The sequence below is a fragment of the Pseudoxanthomonas sp. genome (assembly GCF_035999195.1).
Taxonomy (GTDB): Bacteria; Pseudomonadota; Gammaproteobacteria; order Xanthomonadales; family Xanthomonadaceae; genus Pseudoxanthomonas_A.
In genome coordinates this window covers 1,641,320-1,664,681 of the sequence record NZ_DASYGY010000009.1, presented here as the reverse complement: position 1 = coordinate 1,664,681, position 23,362 = coordinate 1,641,320, and the positions used below count along the sequence as shown (strand labels likewise).

The following is a 23,362-nucleotide window of genomic DNA, read 5'->3' as shown; positions in this document are numbered from 1 at the left end:
CGGGGCCGATGGATTCGCGCCGTATGCGCGACCATGCCGCGTGTCGTCGCGTGCCTGACGATGATGGCTGCGGCGGCGATGGAGGCGCACGCGGACGAGATCGTGCAGGGCGTGTTGCAGCTGCGCTGGGGCGACGGTCCGCCGGTGGCGCACGGCACGCCGCGCGCGGCACAGTTCGAAGCGTGGCTGGATGCGGGGCCGGAGCGGCGCTACCGGCTCGATGCCGCGCAGGCACGCGTCGCCGCCGGCGACCTGTACGCACTCGCCAACCGCCGTGTGGCGGTGGCCTACCGCGCACCGGCGCACGTGATGGCCGCCGCGGGCGCCGGCAACGCGATGCCTGTGGTATCGGGTATCAGTGCGATCGTCCCGGTCGAGGCATCGGCCGGCAGGACGATGGCCCGCAGCGAAAGCGTCGGCGGACGCACGCCGACGCTGTTGTCCGGCACCACGCGCTGGGTCACGGTGATGTGCAAGTTCGCCGATGTGCCGTCGGAACAGAAATCGCGCGCGTTCTTCCAGTCCCAGTACGGCGATGCACCGGGGCAGCTGGGCCACTACTGGTCCGCCGTGTCCTACGGCCGCATCGACCTGGCCGGCAGCACGGCGCATGGCTGGTACACGCTGCCGCGCACGCGGGCTTCGTACCTGTCCGTCGTGAACGGCCGCACCCGGGCCGACCTGTCGCAGCTGTTCGCCGACTGCACGGCGCTGGCCGATGCCGAGGTGGATTTCCGCGGTGCGCAGGGCGTCAACCTGATGTTCAACGCGGAACTGGACGGCAGCGCGTGGGGCGGCGGCGCCTGCGCAACGCTGGACGGCAGCTACCAGTGCACGCGCGCCACCTGGAACCCGCCCTGGGCCTTCAGCAATCTCGCCCCGCTGGCGCACGAGATGGGGCATGGCTATGGCCTGCCGCATTCGGACAATTCCGATGGCGATGCGGATACCTACGACAATCCCTGGGACCTGATGAGCGACGCCTGGCGCAACGCGGTCAGCGACGCCGCGTACGGGCTGCTGCCCAAGCAGCTGACCATGGCGCAGCGCGACCGGCTGGGATGGGTGGCGCCGGACAGCAAGCGCGTCCTGGCCGCCGACAACGCCGCCACGCATGACGTGCTGCTGGCCTGGGCGGACGGCGCCGCGGGCAGCGGCGCGCAGATGCTGGTGCTGGTCCAGCCGACGCAGCCCGATCCGTTCCGCACCGTCGTGTATGTGCTGGAGGCGCGCCGCCGCCACGGCAGCTACGACGGCAGGCTGGCGGGCGATGCGGTGATCATCCATGTGCTGGAGGACTACGGAATCGCCCGCAGCATCGACACCGACATCCCGTTGGCGGATTTCTCGAACAACGAAGGCTCGATGCTGCGCGTCGGCGAAAGCTGGCGTACGCCGGACGAGCGGCACTGGGTGGAGGTGCTGTCGATCACGGCGCAGGGCTTCCTGGTGCGCGTGGGACCCCGGCCGCGCGCGATGAGCACGCCATCGCCGGTGCTGGTCAGGTCGACCGTGTCGGCCGGGCAAGCGGCCACGCGCGCGACGGCATCGCCGGCTTCCGCACCGAAGGCCTCGCCGCCGGCGCGCCGGGCCCGCGCACAGGACCGTCGCTGCGACGTGCTGCCGCGGTTGCTGCGGCTGCCTACCCTGTGCGCGGTCCTGGCTCGCTGAGGCGCGTGCGATGGATGCCACGAGGCGGCCTTCGCGTTACGTGCGTTCCGTCCTGCGCAGGACGATGCTGCTGGTGCTGTGCGGCCTGCCGTGGGTGGCCGCGGCGCAGCAGATCGTGCAGGGCACCTTGCAGCTGCAGTGGGGCGATCCGGCGCCGGCCACGCGTGGCGAACGTGCGACGCCGCGGTTCGAGGCCTGGCTCGACGTGGGGTCGGGTGTCCGCCTGCCGCTGGATACCGCGCAGTCCCGGCGCGCCGCCGGCGATCTGTACGCGCTCGCCAACCGGCGGGTGGCGGTGTCGTATGCGCCCGGTCTCCACGCGGCGCGGATAGACGCCATCGTGCCCGCCGACGCAGCGGTCGCGCGCGATGCCGACCGGCACGTCAGCGGGCGGGTGCTCGCGGCCGCGAATGTGCAGGGCAGCACGCGCTGGGTCACGGTGATGTGCCGGTTCGCCGATGTGGCGGGGGAGCCGAAGCCGCGCGCGTTCTTCCAGCAGCAGTACGGGTCGGCGCCGGGCCAGCTCGGGCACTACTGGTCCGAGGTGTCCTACGGCCGGATCGACCTGGCCGGCAGTTCGGCCCATGGCTGGTACGCATTGCCACGCGCCCGCGCCGCTTACGTCGCCAGCGTCAATGGCGTGCTCAAGGTCGACCTGAATGCCCTGTTCGCCGACTGCACCGCGCAGGCCGATGCCGAGGTCGATTTCAGCGGTGTGCAGGGCATCAACCTGATGTTCAACGCAGAACTCGATGGCCGTGCCTGGGGCGGCGGCGCCTGCGCCGAGCTGGAGGGCGCATACCGCTGCATGCGTGCGACCTGGAGCCCCCCCTGGGCCTTCGCCAACCTGGCCGGCCTGGCACACGAGATGGGACACGGCTACGGGCTGCCGCACTCGGACAACGCCGATGGCGATACCGATACCCATGACAACCCCTGGGACGTGATGAGCGACGCGTGGCGGCATGCGACCCACGATGCGGTCTACGGCCTGCTGCCCAAGCATCCGGGCATGATCCAGCGCGAACGACTGGGCTGGGTGCCCGATGCGCGCAAGCGCGTACTGGGGATGGACAACCGGCAGGTGCACGAGATCCCCCTGGACGTGGCCGGCCTGCGCGACGCGGACGGCGTGCAGATGATCGTGCTGGAGGGCGTGCCCCAGCCCGACCCTTACCGCACCGTCATCCATGTCATCGAAGCGCGCCGGCGGGCAGGCGCCTACGAAGCCGCACTGGCCGGCGATGCGGTGATCATCCACACGCTGCAGGACTACGGCATCGCCCGCAGCATCGACGCCGACCTGCCGCCGGCGGACCTGTCGAACAACGAAGGCTCAATGTTCAGGCCGGGCGAGATCTGGAGCACGCCCGATGGCCGCCATCACCTGCAGGTCGTGTCCGCCACCGATCACGGCTTCGTGGTGCGGATCGGCCCGCGCCCGCGCGTGATGAGCCTGCCGATGCCCGCCCGCGAAGCGCCGGCCGCGACGGCGCAGGCGTCGTCCGCGCCACCACCGCTGCTCCAGCGCGTACCGGCCACGCCCCCGCAGGCGCCCTCCGGCCTGCGCGAGCCGGCCCGCATGCGCCTGCTGCCGCGGCACCGCTGAGCGCTGTGAGGAATGCGCGGGCCGGGGAGTGCGATAATCCCGGCATGAGCGAATCCCCCTACGAACGCGGCACCACCCATTTCGGCTTCCGCGACGTCGCCGCCAAGGACAAGCAGAAGCTGGTCGGCGAAGTCTTCACCTCGGTCGCCGGCAAGTACGACCTGATGAACGACCTGATGAGTCTCGGCATCCACCGGGTCTGGAAGCGGTATTTCGTCAGCACCTGCCAGGTGAAGCGAGGCGACCGCGTGCTCGACCTGGCCGGCGGCACCGGCGACATCGCGGCGCTGTTGAAGGACCGCGTGGGCGACACCGGCCAGATCGTGCTGGGCGACATCAACGCCGGCATGCTGTCGGTGGGCCGCGACCGCATGACCGACCGCGGCGTGGTGCAGGGACTGGAATACGTCCAGTGCAACGCCGAGGCGCTGCCGTTCCCGGACGCGAGCTTCGACCTGGTGACCATCGCCTTCGGCCTGCGCAACGTCACCGACAAGGCGGCCGCGCTGCGCGAGATGCACCGGGTGCTGAAGGTGGGCGGGCAGGCGCGGGTGCTGGAGTTCTCCGAGGTGACCGTGGACTGGTTCAAGCCGGTCTACGACTTCCACTCGTTCAAGGTGCTGCCGAAGCTGGGGCAGCTGTTCGCACAGGACGCCGGCAGCTACCAGTACCTGGCCGAAAGCATCCGCAAGCATCCGCCGCAGGCCGAACTGCAGGGCATGATGGACGAGGCCGGCTTCGCCCGGACCGGGTTCAAGAACCTGTCCGCCGGCATCGTCGCCATCCACACCGGCTACAAGGTCTGAACCGGGCGGCCGCGCCATGGCGCGGTAAACTGGGCATTCCCCTGTAGCGCTGGAAGTCCCCTGATGCGTTCTCTGGCTTTGCTGTTGTCCTGTGCCGCCGTGCTGGCGGCCGGTTGTTCCAAGGAACCCGACCCCACCCCCGTGGCCGCCACCCCCAAGCCCGCCGTCCAGGCACCGGTCGACCGCGACGAGCATTCGTATGCCGAGCCGCAGAAGGTCGCCATCTACGACCTGGCGCTGGATATTGCCGTCGATTTCGACGCCAAGACCATCGGCGGCACCGCGACCTACACGCTGGACTGGAAGGACAAGGCCGCCACCCAGCTGGTGCTGGACACGCGCGACCTGACCATCGCCAAGGTCGAAGGCCTTCGACAGGCTCAGGCCGATCGTGCCGAGGAGTGGGCGCCGCTGCAGTACGCGCTGGCCGCCAAGGATGCGGTGCTGGGCAGCAAGCTGACCATCGAGACGCCGGCCCGCAACGCCAAGGTCCGCGTCACCTACGCCAGTTCGCCGGAGGCCTCCGGCCTGCAGTGGCTGACGCCGGAGATGACCGAAGGCAAGCAGCTGCCCTTCATGTTCAGCCAGTCGCAGCAGATCCATGCGCGCAGCTGGGTGCCGCTGCAGGACACGCCGCAGGTGCGCTACACCTACAGCGCTCACGTGACCTCGCGCCCGGACGTGATGGTGCTGATGAGCGCCGACAACGACCCGGCCGCCGCGCGCGACGGCGACTACACGTTCAAGATGCCGCAGAAGATCCCCTCGTACCTGATGGCGATCGCGGCCGGCGACCTGGTGTTCAAGCCGATCTCCGCGCGCAGCGGCGTGTGGGCCGAGCCGGCGATGGTCGACCGCGCCACCAAGGAGTTCGAAGACACCGAGAAGATGATCGCCACCACCGAGCAGCTGTACGGCCCCTACCGCTGGGACCGCTACGACATGCTGGTGCTGCCGCCATCGTTCCCGTACGGCGGCATGGAGAACCCGCGCCTGAGCTTCATCACGCCCACCGTGATCGTCGGCGACAAGACGCTGGTCTCGCTGATCGCGCACGAACTGGCGCACAGCTGGTCCGGCAACCTGGTGACCTTCTCCAGCGCCAAGCACGGCTGGTTGAACGAGGGCTTCACCAGCTACGTCGAGAACCGCATCGTCGAGGCGCTGTACGGCAAGGAGCAGGCGAGCATGGAGTATGCGATCGCCCGCAACAGCCTGAAGAAGGAGATCGGCACCATGCCGGAGGCGACGCAGTCGCTGGCGGTCAAGCCGGGCACGCAGCTGGACGCCGACGACGCGCTGAGCGCGGTGTCGTACGACAAGGGCGCGTGGTTCCTGCAGTTCCTGGAAGAGCGTTTCGGCCGGCAGGCGTTCGACGCCTTCCTGCGCGGCTACTTCGATCATTTCGCGTTCCAGAGCATCACCACCGAGCAGTTCCTCGATTACGCGAAGAAGCACCTGTTCGACAAGCATCCCAACCTGGTGACCGATGCCGAGATCCAGGCCTGGGTCTACGGCACGGGCATTCCCGCCAACGCGCCGCAGGTGCAGTCGCGCGGCTTCTCCAACACCGACACCGCACGCATCGCCTGGCAGGGCAGCGGCCAGCTGCCGAACAAGCAGCTGACCGACGCCTGGGTGACGCAGCAGTGGGTGCATTTCCTCGAGGGCATGGGCGAGAAGCTCACGGTCGAGCAGCTGAAGCAGCTCGACGGCGCCTACGGCTTTACCGGTACCGCCAATGGCGAGATCGCGATGCGCTGGTATCCGCTGGCCATCCGCAGCGGCTACGTGGACGCGCAGCCGGAGATCGCGAAGTTCATCGAGCGCGTCGGCCGTCGCAAGCTGATCATGCCGATCTACGAGGAGCTGGTGAAGACGCCGGAAGGCCTGGCGCTGGCGAAGGAGAGCTTCGCGCGTGCCCGGCCGGGTTACCACCCGATCACGACCGGCTCGGTCGAAGCGCTGCTGGCGAAGGCCCCGGCGGCGCCGTAAGCCATGGCGTTGCGCCTGACCCGCACACGGACGGTCGCCTTGCTGGCGGCCGTTCTTGTTTGCGCGGTGGCAGCGGTCTGGCTGTGGCGCGACCCGATGGCGCCGCTGCGCAACGGCTTTGCGCTGCAGGGGTGGTGGATCGGCCTGTCGGAACGGCACGTCGTGGCGGGCGACCATCGCTGGGTCTACGACGAAAGCGATGCGGATGATCCCACCGCAGCGACCGTGGTGATGGTGCACGGCTTCACGGGCGGCAAGGAGAACTGGTATCCGCTGGCCGAACGGCTGCGCGGCCGCTACCGGCTCGTCATCCCCGACCTGCCGGGATGGGGCGAAAGCCAGCGCATCGCCGGGGCCGACTACGGTTTCCGCGCACAGGCCGCGAGACTGGCGGACTTCCTGCGTGCGGTCCGCCGCGATGGCAGTCCCGTCGTGCTGCTGGGGCATTCGATGGGCGGTGGCATCGTGGCCATCACGGCCGCCGACCACCCGGCGCTGGTCGCACGCGTGGCGCTGATCGACGCGGCGGGCGTGCGCTTCGCCGACAACGCCTTCGGCCTGGAGGTGCTGGCCGGACGCAATCCGTTCGCGGTGCATGACGCGGCCTCGCTGCAACGTTACCTGGACACCGTCTTCCACGATCGGGCGGCACAACCGGCGATTCCGTGGCCGGCGTCGAAGGCGGTGATCGACTGGCGCATCGCGCAGGCGCCGTTCGAGCAGCAGGTGCTGGACCGTATCGGACGCAGCGAGGAGCGCTTCCTGCCCGGCGAGCGCGCGGCATCGATCCGCCAGCCGGCGCTGCTGCTGTGGTGCCGGCAGGACCGCGTGATCGATCACAGCGCGATGGCGCTGTATGCACAGACGATGCCGCAGGCGATCCAGGTTTCACTGGACGGTTGCGGCCACATGTCCATCATGGAAAAACCCGACGACGTGGCGGCCGCGGTCGTCCTGTTGATCCAGCAAGGAACCCCCCGATGACGATGAAGCACACGACCCACGCCTTCTCCCTGGCGCTGGCCTGCGCGCTGGCCGTGTCCGCCTGCGGCGACCGCGAGGCCGAACGCGCCGCCGCCGCGGCGGCGGAAACGGCCGCGATGGAACAGCAGGCCGACGAGCTGGCGAAGAAGTACGACAGCGCCGTCGCCTCCAACGACTGGGACATGGCGCGCATCCATGGCATCGCACTGGTCGACCAGTACCCGCAGAGCACCGCGGCCACACGCATCGGCCCTGCGCTGGACGAGGTGAAGTCCAAGGCCGAGACCGCGCGGGAGCAGCGGCGGATGGAAGCGCTGTGGGCCTACGCGCAGGTGCCGGCCGGCAAGGGCATCCAGCGTTCGGCGATGATCTACAGCAAGGAGCCGGTGGACGTGGACGGCAGCGGCGCCAGGCCGGTGCAGCTGGTGTTCCGCGACCACCCCGAGTGGAAACGGAGCAGTTACCTGGTGCTGCAGGCGAGCGACTTCGCGAAGGCCTGCTACACCCGTTGCCAGGTGACCCTGGTCGCCGACAGCGCCGCGCCCAGGCGCATGGCGGCGCACCGGCCGGATACTGACGAAGCGACGGCGATGTTCATCGACGACAACAAGGCGCTGTGGCGTCTCGTGCGCAAGACGAAGGTGCTGGAAGTCGAGTTCCTGGTGAAGGACGGCAGCCCGCGCACGGCCGTGTTCGAGGTCGGCGGACTGGACGGCAGCCAGATGCCGGGATGGGACTGACGCCGGCAGCGGCACCCGCCGCCGTGCCGGCGCTGGCGGACCTGCGGCACTGGGTGTTCGACCTGGACGGCACGCTGACGGCGCCGGTGCACGACTTCGTGTTGATCCGGCGTGCGCTGGAGATCCCGGCCGACGCCGACATCCTGGGCCACCTCGCCGCGCTGCCGGCGGATCAGGCGCGCCAGAAGCACGACTGGCTGATGCGGCACGAGCGCACGCTGGCCGAAGCGGCCACGCCGGCGCCGGGCGCGGTGGCACTGGTACGCGCGCTGCACGGCCGGGGATGCCGGCTCGGCATTCTCACCCGCAATGCGCGCCCACTGGCCACGGTGGCGTTGGGCGCCATCGGTCTGGAGGGCGTGTTCGACCCCACCGACATCATCGGGCGCGACGAGGCGACGCCGAAGCCGGCACCGGACGGCCTGCATGACTTCGCGGATCGCTGGAACGTGTCGCCGGCGCAGATGGTGATGGTGGGCGACTACCGGTTCGACATCGAGTGCGGTCGCGCCGCCGGCACGCATACCGTGCTGGTCGGCGACACCGATGAGGCGTGGTCGGCGTGGGCGACCTGGCGGCTGGCCGATTGTGCGGCGATCCTGGCCGAGATCGACCGTGCGCCTGCGCGAGACGGGCGCGATCCGGCATGAGCCTTCCGCGCGACGTATCGCGCCGCCCGATGCACTTACGACACCACCCGGTTGCGCCCCATCGCCTTGGCGCGATAGAGCGCCACATCCGCCTGGCTGAGCAACGTCTCCAGCGCATCGGCGTGCATCGACGCGGATGACAGCGCCACGCCCACGCTGACGGTGATGTCCAGCACGCGGCCGTCGTCGAGCGTGATCGGTTCGCTGGCCAGGTGGCGCAGGCGCTCGGCGACGCGCATCGCCGCGTCGGCGTCCAGTCCGGGCAACAGCGCCGCGAACTCCTCGCCGCCGAACCGCCCGAACAGCCCGTCCTCGCGCAGGTGTTCGCGCATGCGGGTGGCGAACGTCACCAGCACCGCATCGCCGGCCGCATGGCCGTGGCGGTCGTTGACCGACTTGAAGTGGTCGATGTCGAGCATCATCGCGACCACCGTACCGCCCGTGCGTTGCGCACGTTCGGCCAGTTCGCGACCGCGCCGCAGGAAGGCGGCGCGGTTCAGCGTGCCGGTCAGCGGGTCGTGGTCGGCGGCGTGGTTGAGCGTGGCCAGCAGCCGGTTGCGCGCCGCATTGACGCTGGCCACGGTCAGCGGCGCCACCGCCAGCAGCGCCATGCCCATGCGCAGCGAGATCACCGGCAGCGGGCCATCGCCCTGCAGCTGCAGATCGATCACGCCGGTGGCGATCGCCATCAGCGTCCACACGCACAGCAGCAGGGTGACCAGGGCGGTGGTGAACAGGCGGTAGGCCAGCGCGCACCACAACAGCGCGGGAACCGGGAAGGCGATGGCGCCCGGGCCGCCGATCGCCACGCCCAGCAGGATCGTCAGCAGCAGCGCCAGCAGCGGCATCACCGTCAGCGGGCGCCGCCGCAGCCGCACCAGGCGCTCGCGCAGCGCATGCCCCAGCGTGGCCGGCGCCGGTGCCAGCAACACCACCGGCAGGATGGCGACATAGCAGACCAGCTCGGCCGAGAACCAGAAGCCGCTGGTGGCCAGGAAGCCCAGCTTCATCGACGAGGTCAGGCTGCCCGCCAGTCCGGCCGCCAGCGCCGCGGCGGCGGACACCGCCAGCACCGACAGCATCGACAGCGGATGCTGCAGCTGCCGGTCCTCGTGGCGCACCCGGCGGAACACCAGAAAGCCGGCCGCCACGCCCGCCAGGTTGGCGGTGGTCAGGCGCAGCGTGGTGAACAGCGGACTGCCGGTCAGCAGGTCGGCCGCGACATAGCCCAGCGCGGCGGCAGCCCAGCCGGCCGGCGAGGCGAGGGCGGGACGCCGGGCGAACAGGCCCAGCAGCAGCGCATTGGTGGGCCAGAACGCGGCCAGCTGGTGCTCGGGGCGGGTCAGGATGCCCAGTCCGCTGGCGATGAAGACCACCGCGACGATCAGCAGGGCCTGCAGCGCGAGCTGGCGGAACGTGGCAACGGCGGAGACGGGGACGTCTTGCGAAAAAGGTTGCCGATGCTGCACGACCATGCTGCCCCTGCCCGTTGCCGACTGCGCGGGACAGCGCACCGAACGCCGCTTCCCCGGCGCTAACCTTACGTCACAAACAGGTCCGGGTGGCGACCATCCCGGGGGAAACGTCGAGTCACATTTGAGGCGCAGGAGAGAGGGGCGTGCACATCGCGGACGGCGTCGCCGCCCACGCCCGGCCGCGGCCGGCCTACAGCGCGTAGCCGAACTGCTGCTTGAACTGTTCGTTGAATTCGTCGAAGTCGAAGCGCTGGTTCTGCGTCCCCGGATGCTCGACCTTCAGGGCGCCCATCAGGTTGCCCATGCGGCCGATGGTGAGCCAGTCGTAGCCCTTCTCGATGCCGAAGATCAGGCCGGCGCGGAAGGCGTCGCCGCAGCCGGTCGGGTCGGTCACCCGGCGCTCGTGCGCCGGCGGGATGTCGAAGGTCTTCTCGGGCGTATGGATCTGCGAACCGTGCGGACCACGCGTGGTGATGTAGGCCTTCACCCGCTGGACGATGTCGGCCTCGCTCCAGCCGGTGCGCTCCTGCAGCAGGTTGGACTCGTAGTCGTTGACGGTCACGTAGTCGGCCAGTTCGATGAAGTGGCGCAGTTCCTCGCCGTTGAACAGCGGCATGGCCTGGCCCGGGTCGAAGATGAACGGGATGCCGGCGTCGGCGAATTCGGCGGCATTCTGGATCATGCCCTCGCGCCCGTCCGGGCTGACGATGCCGAAAGTCACCCCAGCCACGTCCTTCACGTGGTTCTCGTAGCTGCGCATCATCGCGCCCGGATGGAAGGCGGTGATCTGGTTGTTGTCGTGGTCGGTGGTGATGAAGGCCTGCGGCGTGAACAGTTCGTCGATCACCTTCACCTGATCCAGCGTGATGCCCTGCTCGACGAAGTGCTCGCGGTACGGGCCGAAATCCTGGCCCACCGTCGCCATCGGCACCGGGTCGCCGCCCAGCAGCTTGAGGTTGTAGGCGATGTTGCCGGCGCAGCCGCCGAACTCGCGGCGCATGCGCGGCACCAGGAACGACACGTTCAGGATGTGCACCTTGTCCGGCAGGATGTGGTTCTTGAACTGGTCCGGGAACACCATGATGGTGTCGTAGGCAAGGGAACCACAGATCAGTGCGGACATCGGCAGACTCGGCTGGAGGGCGGGTGCGGCCGTCCCGGGCCGCAGGAAAAGCGGGACGTGCGCCCCATTCCCGGCGCGCCGGTGCGAAGGTTACCGGCTGGACCGGGCGGCGGCCAGTCTTGTCCGACGTCGCGGCACGGCGGAGCGGTGCGGGCCACGACCGCGCATGCGTTCGGCGAAGCGCGGTTTTTCCTGTGCATTTACGAGATTTTTCCTTGCCCGCACCATGCCGGATTGTTAGGCTAGCCGACTTGTTTTTTGCCCAAAAAATCGCCAGCCCCGCGCGATTTTCCAGCCCCCAGCAGGAACCCGTCCCCCGATGTTCAAGAAGCTCCGCGGCATGTTCTCCAACGACCTGTCCATCGACCTGGGCACGGCCAACACCCTGATCTACGTGCGCGGGCAGGGGATCGTGCTGAACGAGCCGTCGGTCGTGGCGGTGCGCCAGGACCGTGCCATCGGCGGCTCGCGTTCGGTCGCGGCGGTGGGCGCCGAGGCCAAGCAGATGCTGGGCCGCACGCCGGGCCACATCACCACCATCCGCCCGATGAAGGACGGCGTGATCGCCGACTTCACCTATACCGAGGCGATGCTGAAGTACTTCATCAAGAAGGTGCACAAGTCGCGCTTCCTGCGTCCCAGTCCGCGCGTGCTGGTGTGCGTGCCGGCCGGCAGCACCCAGGTCGAGCGCCGCGCCATCAAGGAATCGGCCGAGGAGGCCGGCGCGCGCGACGTCTACCTGATCGAAGAACCCATGGCGGCCGCGATCGGCGCCGGCATGCCGGTGACCGAGGCGCGCGGCTCGATGGTCATCGACATCGGCGGCGGCACCACCGAGGTGGCGGTGATCTCGCTGAACGGCATCGTCTACTCGCAGTCGGTGCGCATCGGCGGCGACCGCTTCGACGAGTTCATCACCAACTACGTGCGCCGCAACCACGGCATGCTGATCGGCGAAGCCACCGCCGAGCGCATCAAGCTGGAGATCGGTTGCGCCTACCCGCAGGCCGAGGTGCAGGAGATGGAGATCTCCGGCCGCAACCTCGCCGAGGGCGTGCCGAAGATGATCAAGATCAACTCCAACGAAGTGCTGGAGGCCCTGCACGAGCCGCTGTCCGGTATCGTCAGCGCGGTCAAGCTGGCGCTGGAGCAGACCCCGCCGGAGCTGTGCGCCGACGTCGCCGAGCGCGGCATCGTACTGACCGGCGGCGGCGCCCTGCTGCGCGACCTGGACCGCCTGATCAGCGAAGAGACCGGCCTGCACGTGCAGGTGGCCGACGACCCGCTGACCTGCGTGGCCCGCGGTGGCGGCCGTGCGCTGGAGCTGGTCGACATGCACGGCAACGAGTTCTTCGCGCCGGAATGAGGAAGGCAGGAACGAGTGGCGAGGAGTGAGAAGTGAGTGGAAGCCACTCGCCCGCCCTGGCCTGCGTTGCACTCCTCACTTCCCACTCCTCGTTTCTCTCCACGCGTCCCTAGCCCGTGCCCTCCTACGCCGGTCCGCCCGTCGCCTCCCGTCCCGGTGAAGTCGCCAGCACGCTGCGGCTGCTGGGTTATCTGGCGCTGACCATCGCCCTGGTGGTCATGGACCATCGCGGCGGCTGGCTGTCGCAGCTGCGCTCGCAGCTCAACGTGGTCACCCAGCCGCTGTGGTGGGTGGCGGGTCTGCCCGGGCGGGTGACCACCCGCGTCCAGGACGATGCCGCCACCCGCGCCGGCCTGATCGAGGAGAACGGGCGTCTCCGCAACGACCTGCTGGTGGCCAACGCCCGGCTGGCCCGTCTGCAGACGGCCGCCACGGACAACGCGCAGCTGCGCGCGTTGCTGGGCGTGAAGACCTCGCGCGGGCTGGACGTGCAGCTCGCGCCGATCCTCGATGTCGACCTGGCACCCGGTCGGCAGCGTCTGGTGCTGGACGCCGGCAGCCGCGCCGGTGCGAAAGTGGGGCAGTCGGTCATCGATGCCGGCGGGCTGATGGGCCAGATCATCGACACCACGCCGGCGCACGCCACCGTGCTGCTGCTCACCGATCCGGATCATGCGGTGCCGGTGATGGTCGCGCGCAACGGCGTGCGCCTGATCGTCTACGGGCGCGGCCGCAGCGACCTGCTGGAACTGGCCGACGTGCCGCTCAACAGCGGCATCGAGGTCGGCGACCTGCTGGTGACTTCCGGCCTGGGCGGCCGCTTCCCGGCCGGATTCCCGGTCGGCAGGATCTCCGCGCTGCGCCCGGACGACAGCCATGCCTTCCTGGTGGGGGACGTCACGCCGGCCGCGCGCCTGGATCGCGGCCGCGACGTGCTGCTGCTGAAGTCCGCGCCACCGCAGCCGTTGCCAACCCCGGATCCGTCGCGGTTTCTGCCGGAGGTGGCGACGCCTGGCGAAGGTGCCGCGCAGCCGGCGGGAGCGCCACCTGTCGCGCCCGCGACCCAGAGCCCCTCTCCCCCCGGGAGAGGGGTTGGGGTGAGGGCTGACGAAGGCAGCACCGGGGCGGCTGCGCAGAATACATCCGCGCCCGCGCCCACTTCTTCGCAAGCCCCACGCCCCGCGAACGTCCCGACCCTCACCCCAACCCCTCTCCCGGCGGGAGAGGGGCTCAACGGCCGCGCGCCCGTAACCGGCGAAAGACTCGACCGCGATACTCCGGCTTCGCCCCGCCCGACCACGCAGGAGCCGCAGCGATGAGCCGCGCCCGTACCGGCTGGCTGATGCCGCTGAGCGTCATCGTGGCCCTGCTGCTCGGCCTGCTGCCGTTGCCGGAGGTGCTGCAGCCCCTTCGCCCTTACTGGCTGGCGCTGATCGTCGCGTACTGGGTGATCGAGGCGCCGGACAGCGCGGGCCTCGGCTTCGCCGTCGGTATCGGCCTGGTCGCCGACCTGATGTTCGGCACGCTGCTGGGCGAACAGGCGCTGCGCCTGCTGATCATGGCCTTCATCCTGCAGCGCTTCCGCGCGCGGCTGCGCTTCTTCCCGATGTCGCAGCAGGCGCTGGCGATCGGCGGCCTGCTGCTCAACGACCGCATCGTCACCACCGTGGTGCACCTGACGCTGGGCGAACCGACGCTGCCCTGGCAGTACTGGTGGGCGCCGTTGCTGGGCATGCTGTTCTGGCCGCCGCTGTTCGTGCTGATGGACGCGCTGCGGCTGGGTCGCCGCCGGCGGGGCTGAGCGATGATCGGAGCCCGCCGACGCGGCAAGAACCCGCACGCCGAAGCCGACCAGTTCCGCCGCCGTGCGGTGACCGGCTTCGTGGTGGTGGCGTTGTGCCTGCTGGGCCTGGGCGCGTGGTACTTCAAGCTGCAGGTCATCGAGCACGCCGACTACGCCACGCGCTCGGAGGCCAACCGCATCCGCCCGCGGCCGGTCGTGCCCGGGCGCGGCACCATCTACGACCGCAACGGGCTGCTGCTGGCGGAGAACGTGCCGGCGTTCCGCCTGGACGTCACGCCGGACAAGGTGAAGGAGCCGGCGAAGCTGGTCGCCGACCTGGCGAAGATCATCGACCTCTCCCCCGAGGACATCGAGCGCTTCGAGGCCACCCGCAAGGCGACGCGCGGCTTCCGCCCGATCACGCTGAAGCTGCGCGTCAGCGAGGAGGAGATGGCGCGCTTCGCGGTGGACCGCTGGCGCTATCCCGGCGTGGAACTGGTGCCGTACCTCACCCGGCGCTATCCCTACGGCGAGCTGTTCGCGCACATCGTCGGCTACGTCGGCCGCGTGGACGAGAAGGATCTGGAAACGCTGGGCGAGATCAACTCGGCGCTGACCCACATCGGCAAGACCGGCCTGGAGCGTTACTACGACGAGCAGCTGCGCGGGAAGATCGGTTACGAGAAGGTCGAGACGAACGTGGAAGGCCGCGCGCTGCGCGTGGTCGGGCGCGTGCCCGCGCAGGCCGGCACCGACCTGCGCCTGAGCGTGGACGCGAAGCTGCAGCAGGCCATCGTCGATTCCTTCGGCGAACTGGAAGGCTCGGCGATCGCGGTCGATCCGCGCACCGGCGAGATCCTGGCGATGGTCAGCCTGCCCAGCTACGACCCCAACCTGTTCGTCAACGGCATTTCCAGCAAGGACTTCAAGCGGCTCAACGACAATCCGTCGCGCCCGCAGTTCAACCGCCTGGTGCTGGGCGGCGTGGCGCCCGGCTCCACGCTGAAGCCGCTGATCGCGCTGGCCGGACTGGACAGCGGCAAGCGCAAGCCGGAAGACACGGTGGTGTCCACCGGCATGTTCTACCTGCCCGGCACCAGTCGCGGCTGGGGTGATGCCAGCCGGCGCGGCCACGGCGTGACCGACCTGCGCAAGTCGATCTCGCAGTCGGTCAACACGTATTACTACCGGCTGGCGCTGGACATGGGCATCGCGCAGTTCGACGAGTACATGGCGCACTACGGCTTCGGCCAGCCCACCGGCATCGACCTGCGCGGCGAGATCGGCGGCATCCTGCCCTCGCCGGCGGCCAAGCTGAAGTCGCGCAAGGAACGCTGGTACCCCGGCGACACCGTCAACGTCGCCATCGGCCAGGGCGACTGGAAGGTCACCCCGCTGCAACTGGTGCGCGCCACGGCCGGCATCGCGAGCGGGCAGTTGCGGCGTCCGCACCTGGTGCGGGAGACCCGTGTCGGGTTCGATCGGCCATGGGAACCCGTGCCGCAGCCCGCGCCCATCGCGATCAGTCCGAACCCGGCGAACGTGGAGGTGGTGCGGCTCGGCATGCAGGACACCATGCAGCCCGGCGGCACCGGTTGGCGTACGGCGCTGGGTGCGCCGTATCTCATGGCCGGCAAGACCGGCACCGCGCAGGTGATCAGCCGCCGCGGCACGGCGGCCGTCGATCCGCGCAGCCTGCCGATGCACCTGCGCCATCGCTCGCTCTTCGTCGGCTTCGCGCCGGCCGACAACCCGACCATCGCCATCGCCATCGCGGTGGAAGGCGGCGGTTACGGAGGCAGCACCGCCGGCCCGATGGCGCGCAAGATCTTCGACGCCTACCTGCTGGGGAAGATGCCCGAGAAGGAAGGGGAGGAGGCTGCGCCCGCCGGCACGGCACCGGCGACATCGCCGGCATCGCCGACACCGGCGCCGGCGCAGCCGACGAATGCGAATCCGCGCCCGGGCCAGGTTCCGAGCCAGGTTCCGAGCCAGTTTCCGAGCCCCTCTCCCTCCGGCGGAGCGCCTGCTCAACGCCCCTCTCCCAATGGGAGAGGGGCTTGAAGCCGCCTCTGCGTCGAGGGCTTCGGCATGACCGATCTCCTGCGCTCGGGCTTCGACCTGCTGCGGCACCTGCTGCGCACGGTGGACTGGTGGCTGCTCGGCGCGCTGCTGGCGCTGATGGGCATCGGCCTGGCCGTGCTGTACAGCGCGGGCGGGGAGGCGTTGGGCGAGCGGCTGGTGCTGGCGCAGGGCGTGCGCTTCGGCGTTGGCCTGGTAGCGATGTGGGCGCTGTCGCGGGTGACGCCGGTGCGCCTGCGCGCGTGGACGCCGGGGGTGTTCGCGGTGGCGCTGCTGCCGCTGGTGCTGGTGCTGTTCATCGGTACCGGCAAGCACGGTGCGCACTGGATCGACCTGAAGTTCTTCTACCTGCAGCCGTCGGAACTGCTGAAGATCGCGCTGCCGATGATGCTGGCCTGGTACCTGCATCGCGAACCGCTGCCGCCGGGCTGGCGCACGACGATCGTGTCGGCGTTGCTGATCGGATTGCCGACCGGGCTGATCCTGCTGCAGCCTGATTTCGGCACGGCGATGCTGGTGGCGGCCAGCGGCGTGTTCGGCCTCTACCTGGCCGGGCTGTCGTGGTGGTGGTTCATCACCGCCGGCGTGCTGGGCGGCACCGCGGTGGGTCTGGTGATGTTCGCGCCGATCTCGTGGTTCTCGTTCCTGCGCGAGTACCAGCAGAATCGCATCCTGACGTTCCGCGATCCGGAAAACGATCCGCTCGGTGCCGGCTGGAACATCCTGCAGTCGAAGATCGCCATCGGCGGTGGCGGCTGGACGGGCAAGGGCTGGGGGCAGGGCTCGCAGTCGCACCTGGACTACCTGCCGGAGCACACCACCGACTTCATCTTCTCCGTGCTGTCGGAGGAATTCGGCTGGGTCGGCGTCGCGGTGGCGCTGTCGCTGTACCTGTTCGTCGTCGGCCGCTGCCTGTGGATCGCGATGGACGCGCGCGACACGTATTCGCGCCTGCTCGCCGGTACGCTGGGCATGGCGCTGTTCGTCTACGTCATCGTCAACGGCGGCATGGTCTCGGGCCTGCTGCCGGTGGTGGGCGTGCCGATGCCGCTGCTTAGCTACGGCGGCACGTCTGCGGTGTCGCTGCTCGCCGGCCTGGGCCTGGTGATGGCGGTGCGTGCGCACCGGCCGGTGCATGGGTATTGAGGCGTGAGTGGAGAGGAGTGAGGAGTGAGGAACGGCAAGGCCCGCTTCTGCTCACGTCTCACTCCTCTCCACTCACGCCTGCCCCCCACGTTCACGATTTTCAGCACCCTGCATGCTACCCTCGCGCCGATGATGCGAAACGCACTTTCCTGTCTTTTGGTGCTGGGCCTGGCGTCCTGCGCCACGCCGCAGCCACCGCCGCCGGCCGCGTCGGCGACGCCTCCCGCACCTGCTCCCACCACCCCCGCCGAAACCTCGGTCGAACGCGTCGCCGAGGTGCCGACGGAAGCGCTGAAGCCGGTCGATTTCCCCACCGCGCGGGCGCAGTTCGTGCGGGACACGGCGGCGAAGTACGGCATCGCGCCGGCCGAGATCGAAGCCACGCTGGCGAAGGCGCAGTTCCTCGACAGCGTGGTCGCGGCCATGTCGCGTCCCGCCGAGCGGGTGAAGCCGTGGAGCGAATACCGCGTCGGCTTCCTGACGCAGGCGCGCATCGACGGCGGTCGCAAATTCATCGCCGCGCATCGTGATGAACTGACCCGCGTCGAGCAGCAGTACGGCGTGCCCGCGGAGATGATCGTGTCGATCATCGGCGTGGAAACCAACTACGGTGGCTTCACGGGCCGCCACAAGGTGCTGGATGCGCTGTATACGCTGGCCTTCCGCTATCCGCGCACCGGCAATCCCGAGCGTGCCGCCTACGAACACCGTCGCGAGCAGTTCTTCCGCGACGAGCTGGCGCAGTTGTTCGCGCTGGGCCGCGAGGAGAACCTCGACATCGCCTCGCTGACCGGCAGCTACGCCGGCGCGATGGGGCTGGGCCAGTTCATGCCGTCCAGCTATCGCGAGTTCGCGGTGGACGGCGACGGCGACGGTCGTCGCGACCTGTTCGCCAGCTACCCCGACATCTTCGCCTCGATCGCCAACTACTTCCGCAAGAAGGGCGGCGAGCGCGGCGGCTGGGTGCCGGGCGGCGCGGTGGTGGCGCGTGCGCAGCTGCAGGATGGCTTCGCCGAGTTCAATCCGGACACCTGGACGCCGGACTACACGCTGGCGCAGCTGGCCGACAAGGGCTACCGCCCGATCGACCCGGTGGCGCCCGACGCCACCGCCACGCTGGTGCAGCTGGATGGCGCCGACGGCCGGCAGTACTGGCTGGGCTTCCAGAACTACTACGCGATCACCCGCTACAACAACTCCAAGATGTACGCGATGGCGGTGTACCAGCTGTCGCAGGCCATCGCCGGTCGCGAGATTCCGCCGGCATGAAGTGGCTGGCCCTGCCGCTGATCGCGGTGGCGTTGGCCGCATGCAGCACGGCGCCGAAGAAGTCGCCGTCGCCGTTGGGCGGCGGCGCCACGCGGCCATCCCCGGCGACGCCATCGCCGGCCGTCGCCGGCAGGGACTGTTCGCGTTACGCACCGGCGCAGGAAGACCTGTCCACGCGCGGCGACTACACCGCCGGCGGTCTCTACAAGCCGGGCGTGCCCGACACCACGCCGGACCACGTGCCCGACCTGGACTGCATCCGCGAGCCCCTCGTCACCGCCGAGCCGCGCTCGCGCGTGGGCAACAAGTCGCCGTATTCGGTGCTCGGCAAGCAGTACCGCGTGCTGGACAAGGTGGAGGGTTACGTCGAGCAGGGCACGGCGTCGTACTACGGCAACAAGTTCCATGGCCGTCGCACCTCCAACCAGGAGGTCTACGACATGTACGCCTACAGCGCCGCGCACAAGTCGCTGCCGTTGCCCAGCTTCGCGCGCGTCACCAACCTGGACAACGGCAAGTCGGTGGTCGTGCGGGTCAACGACCGCGGGCCGTTCCACGAAGGCCGCGTGATCGACCTGAGCTATGCGGCTGCGGTGCGCCTGGGCATCACCCAGCGCGGCACCGGTCGGGTGGAAGTGCGTGCGTTGACGCCGGACGGCACCGCGCTGGCCGCCGCGCCCGCATCCTTGCCCGCATCCTTGCCCGCGTCGTCGGCGATGGATCACCTGGTCGGGCGGTTGCCGAAGGAGGCGGCGCGCTACCACGTGCCGGCCAAGCCGGGCGATACGCCCAGCGCGGACGGGTTCGACGCATGGATGAAGGCCAATGGCGTGCGCGTGGCCTCCGGCAAACCCGCCGCGCCTGCAGCGGCCACCCCGGTCGCCACCCCGTCGGCGATGCCTGCCGCCGCTTCGTCCGCAGCGGTCGCCGTGCCGGCCAGCCGCGCCCCGGCTGCGCTGCAACTGCAGGTCGCCAGCTTTTCCAGCCGCGACAACGCCGACCGCGCGCTGGCGCGGCTCACCGCCGCGGGCATTGCCGACGCGCGGCTCAGCGATGTGCCGGGTGCGGACCGTCCGTTGTGGCGGCTGCGCGTGGGGGCGGCCGATGCCGCGTCGGCCGAGGCGCTGGCGGGCAGGATCGCCAGCCTGGGCTTCGCGCGCCCGCGCATCGTCCGCGAGTAGGAACGGCGTTTCCCGGCTTTTTACGTCTTTCCAACCCATGCGCCGGCGCGTCTCCCTACAATGTGCGCCTCGAACCGACAGGCCCACGGCCTTGCCAGGAGTTTTCCGCCGATGAAGTTCCGTTTCGCCCTCGCCGCGCTCGCGACCACCGCCATGGGGCTGGCCATCGCCCAGACGCCCGCGCCGACGCCGGCGCCTGCCGCTCCGGCCGCTGCGGCTGTCGAGATTCCGCCGCCGCCCACCCCGACCGCCACGGCGTGGATCCTGATGGACTACATCACCGGCCAGGTCCTGGCCGGCGAGAACTACAACGAGCGCGTCGAGCCGGCCAGCATCACCAAGGTCATGACCTCGTACGTGCTGGCGGCCGAGCAGAAGAACGGCAAGATCAAGCCCACCGACCAGGTGATGATGAGCGAGCGCGCCTGGCGCGAGGGCGGTGCCGGCACGGACGGCAGCTACAGCGGTTTCGCGGTCAACAAGACCGCGTCGCTGCTGGATATGGAAACCGGCATGGCCGTGCAGTCGGGCAACGACGCCGCCATCGCCCTGGCCGAACATGCCGCCGGCAGCCAGGAAGCGTTCGCCGCGCTGATGAACAACTATGCCGCGCAGATCGGCATGAAGGGCTCGAACTTCGTCAACGCGCACGGCCTGTCGGCGCCGGAGCACTACTCCACGGCCTACGACCTGGCCCTGCTCGGGCGCGCGCTGATCCGCGAGTATCCGGAGCAGTACGCCTTCAACAAGATCAAGGAGTTCACGGTCGGCACCATCACCCAGCCGAACCGCAACCTGCTGCTGTGGCGCGACCCCAGCGTGGACGGCATCAAGACCGGCCATCACTCCGGCGCGGGCTACTGCCTGATGAGCTCGGCCAAGCGCGGCGACCAGCGCCTGATCGCGGTGGTGATGGGCTCGACCTCCGAGAAACAGCGCGCCGACGACAGCCTGGCGCTGCTGAACTGGGGCTTCCGGTTCTACGAAACGCATCGCCTGTACGAGCCGGGCAAGTCCATCGCCACCCAGCGCGTGTGGAAGGGCAAGGCGAAGGACGTGCAGCTGGGCGTCGCGCAGCCGATGCTGGTCAGCGTGCCGCGTGGCCGTTACGAGCAGCTCAAGCCCACGATGGACGTGCCGAAGACGCTAGTGGCGCCGATCACCGCAGGCCAGGCCATCGGTACCGTGAAGGTCACGCTGGACGGCAAGGTCGTCGCGGAATCGCCGCTGGTGGCGATCACGGCGATCGAAGAAGCCGGCTTCTTCAAGCGCCTGTGGGACGCGTTCTGGATGTGGTGGGAGTCGGAGTGATCCGCCGCGATCCGTGAGCACGACGAAGCCGGCGAATGCCGGCTTCCTTGTTTTCCGGCTCAGCGCATCCCGCTGGCGATCAGCGCGATCGCCACGATCGCCAGCGGAATGGCCAGCAGGTTGAGCCGGCCGAGCCGCTCGCCGAAGCCGAACACGCCCGCCAGCGTGCCCAGCAGCACCACGCCGATGTTCATCATCGAAAACACCACCGCCGGATGCTCGGGCAATGCGCGGTGCGCCTTCACGTAGAACAGGATGTTGGCGAAGTTCAGCACGCCCAGCAGCAGGCCGCTGCCGAGGGCGGCGCGGGTCAGCGCGACGTGTCCACGCCAGGCGCGCAGCAGCTGCACGGCCAGCATCACCGCGAAGGCGGCGACGAAGGCCAGCTGCAGCGACGCGGCGAACGGGGTGCCCGAGGCGGACAGCCGCTTCAGCAGCACGTCGACGCTGGCGTAGCCCACCAGCACCAGCAATGGCAACGCCCAGGCCTGCCAGCCGTCGCTGCGTGCGCCGCGCTCCGGGCGCACGACCAGGCAGGCGATGGCGATCACGCCGAGGACCAGTCCGGCGATCCGCAGTCCGTCGACGCGTTCGCCGAACCACAGGAAGGCGGCCAGCAGCGACAGCACCAGCGACATGCGCTGGGCGATGTCGGTGCGCACGATGCCGGCCGCGCGCACGGAGGCCGACAGGGCCAGGAAGATGCCGGGCAGCAACAGGGCCAGCAGGGCCAGCTCTCCCTGCGGCGCATCGGCACGCGCCAGCGTCGCCAGCGGCGGGTCGAGCAGCACGAAGCACAGCACCGCCGCGGCCAGGTAGTTCCAGGTGATGCCCTGCGCCGTGTCGATCCCGCGCCGCTGCATCAGCTTGAGCAGCACCGAGACGAGCACGCTGCAGACGATGCTGATGAGCAGGTAGGACACGGCGGGGCTCGATGCGGGGCGGGCGATTATCGCGCACCGGCTGGCGGCCACGGGCCAGGGTCCCCGATGGCCTGTCGGCTTCACATTCGCCGTGCTTGCAGGCATGGCGCCCGCCATGGCCTATCATCCGCACCGGGGACACCGGCATCCGCGCCGCGGTCGCCCGTGCCGATGGAGCGCTTCCGCGTCGGGAGCGACAATCTTTCAAGGAGTGACATCAGTGAGCAGGGGAATGAGCAAGACCGTACGTATCACCGCCGGCATGCTGGCGCTCGTGGCCGCGCTGCCCGCGTTCGCCCAGCGCCAGAGCGCGCAGGACCAGCGCAAGCAGCAGACCGCCGAAATCCCGACCTGCAGCAAGCCGCTGGGGTCGATCTCGGTGATCGAGCCGGAGGATGCGGTGAACTGGTGGACCGGCCAGCAGCTGCCGGCGCCGTCGAGGCTGATCAAGGTGTTCGTCAACAAGTCGCGCTGCTTCACCCTCGTCGATCGTGGCGCCGGCATGGGCGCGGCCATGGCCGAGCGCGACCTGGCCGCGAGCGGCGAGCTGCGCAACCGCTCCAACGTGGGCAAGGGACAGATCCGCGCCGCCGACTACGTGCTGGTGCCGGACCTGATCTCGCAGAACAGCAATGCCGGCGGCAACGCCATCAGCGGCCTGCTGGGTGGGCTGATCGGCGGCAACGCGGGCGCCATCGTCGGTGGCCTGAACTTCAAGAAGAAGACGGCCGACGTGGTGCTGACCGTGACCGACGTGCGTTCGTCCGAGCAGGTGGCGATGGCTGAGGGCAACGCGGTCAAGACCGACATCGGCTGGGGCGCCGGTGGCGGCCTGTTCGGCGGCAGCGGCCTGGGCGCGGCGGGCGTCGGCGGCTACGCCAATACCGAGATCGGCCAGGTCATCACGCTGGCCTATCTGAAGGCCTACACCGACCTCGTCGGCCAGCTGGGCGGACTCACCGACAACGCATCGGGCTCCAACGCCCAGCAGGCGGTGGAAATGACCAAGCCGGGCCGCCTGTTCGCCAACGCCAAGGGCACCGGCAAGGCCGTGCGCGACCTGGATCCGGGCATGATGCTGTATCCCACCGGCAACAAGGACGGCGTGATGTGGGAAGTCGAGGACGAACTGGGCAACAAGGGCTGGGTCTCCTCCACCCTGGTGAAGCTGGCGCGCTGAGCGTCGCCGCCGCAGGAACGAAGGGCCGCGCATGCGGCCCTTCGTCGTTCGGGGACCGGTCGGCTTGG

19 protein-coding genes are annotated in these 23,362 nt (G+C 69.6%); 16 read left to right on the top strand and 3 right to left on the bottom strand.

Features of this window, described 5'->3' with window-relative positions:
- Positions 1-33: 33 nt before the first annotated feature.
- From VGN58_RS14865 to VGN58_RS14835, 7 genes are all read left to right on the top strand, one after another.
- The gene (locus VGN58_RS14865) at positions 34-1,671 is read left to right on the top strand and encodes a hypothetical protein (RefSeq protein WP_327483953.1); all 1,638 of its coding nucleotides are present in this window, start codon (positions 34-36) and stop codon (positions 1,669-1,671) included.
- A gap of 40 nt (positions 1,672-1,711) precedes the next feature.
- The gene (locus VGN58_RS14860) at positions 1,712-3,280 is read left to right on the top strand and encodes a hypothetical protein (RefSeq protein WP_327483952.1); all 1,569 of its coding nucleotides are present in this window, start codon (positions 1,712-1,714) and stop codon (positions 3,278-3,280) included.
- A 44-nt stretch (positions 3,281-3,324) separates the two neighbouring features.
- Positions 3,325-4,086, top strand: a complete 762-nt coding sequence (gene ubiE, locus VGN58_RS14855; RefSeq protein WP_327483951.1) for a bifunctional demethylmenaquinone methyltransferase/2-methoxy-6-polyprenyl-1,4-benzoquinol methylase UbiE — start codon at positions 3,325-3,327, stop codon at positions 4,084-4,086.
- Positions 4,087-4,149: 63 nt separating this feature from the next.
- Complete coding sequence (locus VGN58_RS14850; protein ID WP_327483950.1) at positions 4,150-6,081, top strand: M1 family metallopeptidase; 1,932 nt, start codon at positions 4,150-4,152, stop codon at positions 6,079-6,081.
- 3 nt (positions 6,082-6,084) lie between these two features.
- A complete protein-coding gene (locus tag VGN58_RS14845; RefSeq protein WP_327483949.1) occupies positions 6,085-7,065 on the top strand; it encodes an alpha/beta hydrolase in 981 nt (326 codons plus the stop codon).
- 2 nt (positions 7,066-7,067) lie between these two features.
- The gene (locus VGN58_RS14840; RefSeq protein ID WP_327484676.1) at positions 7,068-7,805 is read left to right on the top strand and encodes a hypothetical protein; all 738 of its coding nucleotides are present in this window, start codon (positions 7,068-7,070) and stop codon (positions 7,803-7,805) included.
- Entirely contained in the window at positions 7,796-8,455 is a 660-nt protein-coding gene (locus VGN58_RS14835; RefSeq protein WP_327483948.1) for an HAD family hydrolase, read from the top strand. Before VGN58_RS14840 ends, VGN58_RS14835 begins: the two co-directional genes overlap by 10 nt.
- Before the next feature lie 35 nt (positions 8,456-8,490).
- On the opposite strand, the gene VGN58_RS14830 is transcribed toward VGN58_RS14835, so the two are convergent.
- Entirely contained in the window at positions 8,491-9,930 is a 1,440-nt protein-coding gene (locus VGN58_RS14830; protein WP_327483946.1) for a diguanylate cyclase, read from the bottom strand.
- 190 nt (positions 9,931-10,120) lie between these two features.
- Positions 10,121-11,053 (bottom strand): carbohydrate kinase family protein, encoded by a 933-nt coding sequence (locus VGN58_RS14825; RefSeq protein ID WP_327483945.1) that lies wholly within the window; start codon positions 11,051-11,053, stop codon positions 10,121-10,123.
- Between the two features lie 319 nt (positions 11,054-11,372).
- Between VGN58_RS14825 and VGN58_RS14820 the strand changes: the two genes are divergently transcribed.
- From VGN58_RS14820 to VGN58_RS14785, 8 genes are all read left to right on the top strand, one after another.
- Positions 11,373-12,419, top strand: a complete 1,047-nt coding sequence (locus tag VGN58_RS14820; protein ID WP_055937350.1) for a rod shape-determining protein — start codon at positions 11,373-11,375, stop codon at positions 12,417-12,419.
- Between the two features lie 116 nt (positions 12,420-12,535).
- A complete protein-coding gene (gene mreC, locus VGN58_RS14815; RefSeq protein WP_327483944.1) occupies positions 12,536-13,738 on the top strand; it encodes a rod shape-determining protein MreC in 1,203 nt (400 codons plus the stop codon).
- On the top strand, positions 13,735-14,220 hold the full coding sequence (mreD, locus tag VGN58_RS14810) for a rod shape-determining protein MreD (protein WP_327483943.1): 486 nt from the start codon (positions 13,735-13,737) through the stop codon (positions 14,218-14,220). The genes mreC and mreD overlap by 4 nt, the downstream gene beginning before the upstream one ends.
- Positions 14,221-14,223: 3 nt before the next feature.
- Entirely contained in the window at positions 14,224-16,266 is a 2,043-nt protein-coding gene (gene mrdA / locus VGN58_RS14805) for a penicillin-binding protein 2 (RefSeq protein WP_327483942.1), read from the top strand.
- Between the two features lie 27 nt (positions 16,267-16,293).
- Positions 16,294-17,430, top strand: coding sequence for a rod shape-determining protein RodA (rodA, locus tag VGN58_RS14800; RefSeq protein WP_327483941.1), 1,137 nt, complete (start codon positions 16,294-16,296; stop codon positions 17,428-17,430).
- 129 nt (positions 17,431-17,559) lie between these two features.
- Positions 17,560-18,699 (top strand): lytic murein transglycosylase B, encoded by a 1,140-nt coding sequence (gene mltB / locus VGN58_RS14795; protein WP_327483940.1) that lies wholly within the window; start codon positions 17,560-17,562, stop codon positions 18,697-18,699.
- Positions 18,696-19,880: a septal ring lytic transglycosylase RlpA family protein gene (locus VGN58_RS14790; protein WP_327483939.1), complete on the top strand. Its 1,185-nt coding sequence runs from the start codon at positions 18,696-18,698 to the stop codon at positions 19,878-19,880. Before mltB ends, VGN58_RS14790 begins: the two co-directional genes overlap by 4 nt.
- Positions 19,881-19,991: 111 nt before the next feature.
- Positions 19,992-21,191: a D-alanyl-D-alanine carboxypeptidase family protein gene (locus VGN58_RS14785; protein WP_327483938.1), complete on the top strand. Its 1,200-nt coding sequence runs from the start codon at positions 19,992-19,994 to the stop codon at positions 21,189-21,191.
- Between the two features lie 59 nt (positions 21,192-21,250).
- Here the strand turns inward: VGN58_RS14785 and VGN58_RS14780 are convergent, their stop codons facing one another.
- On the bottom strand, positions 21,251-22,114 hold the full coding sequence (locus VGN58_RS14780) for an EamA/RhaT family transporter (protein ID WP_327483937.1): 864 nt from the start codon (positions 22,112-22,114) through the stop codon (positions 21,251-21,253).
- Between the two features lie 232 nt (positions 22,115-22,346).
- Here VGN58_RS14780 and VGN58_RS14775 point away from each other — a divergent pair, with 232 nt between their 5' ends.
- Positions 22,347-23,294, top strand: coding sequence for a CsgG/HfaB family protein (locus VGN58_RS14775; protein ID WP_327483936.1), 948 nt, complete (start codon positions 22,347-22,349; stop codon positions 23,292-23,294).
- Positions 23,295-23,362 lie beyond the last annotated feature (68 nt).

Bases quoted from the DNA above. Each gene is read 5' to 3' on its own strand.
- VGN58_RS14865 (WP_327483953.1), top strand. From the start codon at position 34: ATGCCGCGTGTCGTCGCGTGCCTGACGATGATGGCTGCGGCGGCGATG.
- ubiE (WP_327483951.1), top strand. From the start codon at position 3,325: ATGAGCGAATCCCCCTACGAACGCGGCACCACCCATTTCGGCTTCCGC.
- VGN58_RS14850 (WP_327483950.1), top strand. From the start codon at position 4,150: ATGCGTTCTCTGGCTTTGCTGTTGTCCTGTGCCGCCGTGCTGGCGGCC.
- VGN58_RS14845 (WP_327483949.1), top strand. From the start codon at position 6,085: ATGGCGTTGCGCCTGACCCGCACACGGACGGTCGCCTTGCTGGCGGCC.
- VGN58_RS14840 (WP_327484676.1), top strand. From the start codon at position 7,068: ATGAAGCACACGACCCACGCCTTCTCCCTGGCGCTGGCCTGCGCGCTG.
- VGN58_RS14835 (WP_327483948.1), top strand. From the start codon at position 7,796: ATGGGACTGACGCCGGCAGCGGCACCCGCCGCCGTGCCGGCGCTGGCG.
- VGN58_RS14830 (WP_327483946.1), bottom strand. From the start codon at position 9,930: ATGGTCGTGCAGCATCGGCAACCTTTTTCGCAAGACGTCCCCGTCTCC.
- VGN58_RS14825 (WP_327483945.1), bottom strand. From the start codon at position 11,053: ATGTCCGCACTGATCTGTGGTTCCCTTGCCTACGACACCATCATGGTG.
- VGN58_RS14820 (WP_055937350.1), top strand. From the start codon at position 11,373: ATGTTCAAGAAGCTCCGCGGCATGTTCTCCAACGACCTGTCCATCGAC.
- mreD (WP_327483943.1), top strand. From the start codon at position 13,735: ATGAGCCGCGCCCGTACCGGCTGGCTGATGCCGCTGAGCGTCATCGTG.
- mrdA (WP_327483942.1), top strand. From the start codon at position 14,224: ATGATCGGAGCCCGCCGACGCGGCAAGAACCCGCACGCCGAAGCCGAC.
- rodA (WP_327483941.1), top strand. From the start codon at position 16,294: ATGACCGATCTCCTGCGCTCGGGCTTCGACCTGCTGCGGCACCTGCTG.
- mltB (WP_327483940.1), top strand. From the start codon at position 17,560: ATGATGCGAAACGCACTTTCCTGTCTTTTGGTGCTGGGCCTGGCGTCC.
- VGN58_RS14790 (WP_327483939.1), top strand. From the start codon at position 18,696: ATGAAGTGGCTGGCCCTGCCGCTGATCGCGGTGGCGTTGGCCGCATGC.
- VGN58_RS14785 (WP_327483938.1), top strand. From the start codon at position 19,992: ATGAAGTTCCGTTTCGCCCTCGCCGCGCTCGCGACCACCGCCATGGGG.
- VGN58_RS14775 (WP_327483936.1), top strand. From the start codon at position 22,347: ATGAGCAAGACCGTACGTATCACCGCCGGCATGCTGGCGCTCGTGGCC.